Genomic DNA, 2,452 nt, shown 5'->3' on the forward strand with positions numbered 1-2,452 from the left:
GCGGCTGCGACCATAGCGGTGTAGGCCGGTTCGGCGAGGTGATGGGTTAGATCGGTTGCATTGAGCATTTCGTCGGTCGGCACCAACGGTACGAGCGCATAGCCGGCCGGGATCGCCACCGGCTGCGACGACCAGCGCGACGAGGCGCGTGACCGGTTCGAGGCCCGCGTCGGCGTGCGCCGGCGCGGCTTCATCGGGCATGAAGAACACGCCGTCGATCACGTCCGGAATCGCGTTGAGCTGATGGTTCAGGTACGCGAGCGACGTGCGCTTGCCGGCGATGTTGACGAGGTCGGCCTTGCGGCCGTGCAGCAGGAACCGGCCGTCGCCGAGCAGTTCGAGCGCATCGCCCATCGGCACGGGTGCTTCGACATGCCCGCCCGATACCCAGATCGTCGGCTCGCCGTCGTCGCCCTCCGGTTCGTCGCGCGGGTCGAGCCGGATGCCCGGGAACAACGCCCACGTCGCGCCTTGCGACGTGCGGCGGGTGGCGATCTGGCCGGTTTCGGTGCTGCCGTAGATCTCGACGAGCGGCGCGTCGAGCGCGGCCTCGGCTTCGCATGCGAGCTTTTCCGACAGCGGCGCGGTGGCCGACAGCACGAGCGCAGCAGGCGGCAGCGCATGGCCGGCCGCCAGCAGCGCACGCAGGTGAATCGGCGACGTGACGAGCACGCGCGGCTGCGGGATCGCGTCGAGTTCGTCGCGGATGTCGACCGGGTAGAACGGCTGGCGGTTGCTGAACGCGAGGCCGCCGATCAGCGCGAGCAGCACCGTCGACTCGAAGCCGTACATGTGCTGCGCGGGCACCGTGCCGATCAGCGTGGCCGCGCGGCCGTCGAGCAGGCCGAGGCGGTCGGCCGCCGCGCGCACGCAGCCGACCAGGAAGCCCCAGGTCTTGCGGTGCGGCACCGGTGCGCCGGTCGAGCCGGACGTGAACACGTAAGCCATGATCCGCGCCGCATCGATCTGCGGGACGGCGAACGGCGCATCGCTCGCGAGTTCGCCAAGGGCGGCGTCGGGGTACGCGAAGCGCGGCAGGTCGATCGCGCAGTCGGGCGCGTCGTGCAGGCAGAACGCGTCGGGCGCGAACGACGCGAGCTGGCGGACCATTTCCGGCGTGTGGGTCGACGGCAGCAGGCTGATCTTGCCGGCAACGAGCGCGGCGCACAGGCTGACCGCGAAGCGGTAGCGGTCGCGGCACACGTTGAACACGTGGCCGCCGGCGGGCAGCGCGGCGGCCACGCGCGCGACGTCGGCGACGAACGCGCGCACGGTGACGGGCGTGCCGTCGCGCCAGGCGATCGTCTGGTCCGGCGATGAATGGAAAACCAGCGGGTGAGTCGGCATAAATCGGTCAAAACGGGAGCGAAAGCCGGCGCGCCGCGTGGCGGCGCCGCACCGGCCGTGAATTCATCGTGACGCCTGCGATGCGTGCGTCGTCGCGCGATACGCGCGCACCGCATCGACCATGCGCGGCCGCGGTTCGTGCGGCAGTGCGAAGCGCCGGCACGCATGCTCGGCGGCGAACATCACGGCGACGAGCGGCAGCGACAGGTAGTTCGCGAACGTCGACCACGTGACGATCGGCGCGGTCGCGAACAGCAGCGTCGACACGGCGGCGATCGCGACGAAGAACAGCGTCCACGCGAGCGTGATCTGCCGCGTGTAGCGTGCGACGGCCGGCGTGATCGCGCCGTGGATCATCGTCGCGAAGCGCGTGCACAGCGGCACCTGGCCGGCCGCGAGCGTGCGGATTTCCTGCCCAACGTCAGTCTCACCGCGCTGATCGGGCTCGCGACGCGCGGCGGCGCATCGCTGTTTCAGGCCGCGTCGCGCACCTACAACGCCAGCCCGGCCGTGAGCCTGCCAATCTTCGACGGCGGCGAACGGCGCGGCGTGCTGCGCAGGCGCGACGCGCAATACGACCTGGCGGTTGCCGGCTACAACAAAGCACTGATCGGGGCGATCGGCGAGGTCGCCGACGATCTGCACCGGCTGCATTCGCTTGCCGTGCAGGCCGATGCGCAGCGGCGTGCGTTCGACTCGGCCACCGATGCGTGGCGGCTCGCGGACGCGCGCTACCGGGCCGGCGTCGGCAGCTATCTCGACGCGCTCGTCGTGCGCCAGCAACTGCTGGTCGCGAGCCGCGAGGTCGCCGCGCTGCGCGCGCAGCGAGCGGACCAGTCACTGCAGCTCGTCGCCGCACTCGGCGGCGGCTTCCGCGCCGAGCCGGAAGACGCCGCGCTGGCCACCACACCTACCCACCATCCCTGACATCGAACCATGAGCAGCGACAACTCCCTGCAGACTCCCGCGCGGCCGGCCGCCGCCGAATCCACCCGAGCCGGACAGCAGCCGGCTGCCGATCACACCGGCGCATCGCGCGTACCGAGTGGGTCGGACACCCGCACGCAACCGCCGCCGGGCGGGCCCGCGCCGGCGACGCCCCCGC

The 2,452-nt window shown here is 71.6% G+C and carries 2 protein-coding genes and 1 pseudogene; 1 reads left to right on the forward strand and 2 read right to left on the reverse strand.

Translation table 11 applies throughout. The features are described from left to right. A partial coding sequence (locus G3N61_RS38750; RefSeq protein WP_241018127.1) for an AMP-binding protein occupies positions 1-1,347 on the reverse strand: 1,347 nt, incomplete at its 3' end. 63 nt (positions 1,348-1,410) lie between these two features. Further along, positions 1,411-1,752: pseudogene (locus G3N61_RS38755) on the reverse strand (hypothetical protein); the annotation flags it as partial. Between G3N61_RS38755 and G3N61_RS38760 the strand changes: the two are divergent. Beyond that, positions 1,696-2,274, forward strand: a complete 579-nt coding sequence (locus G3N61_RS38760) for a TolC family protein (RefSeq protein ID WP_346778610.1) — start codon at positions 1,696-1,698, stop codon at positions 2,272-2,274. The pseudogene G3N61_RS38755 and the gene G3N61_RS38760 overlap by 57 nt on opposite strands. Positions 2,275-2,452 lie beyond the last annotated feature (178 nt).

This window comes from Burkholderia sp. Ac-20349 (assembly GCF_017104865.1).
Classification (GTDB): Bacteria; Pseudomonadota; Gammaproteobacteria; order Burkholderiales; family Burkholderiaceae; genus Burkholderia; species Burkholderia aenigmatica.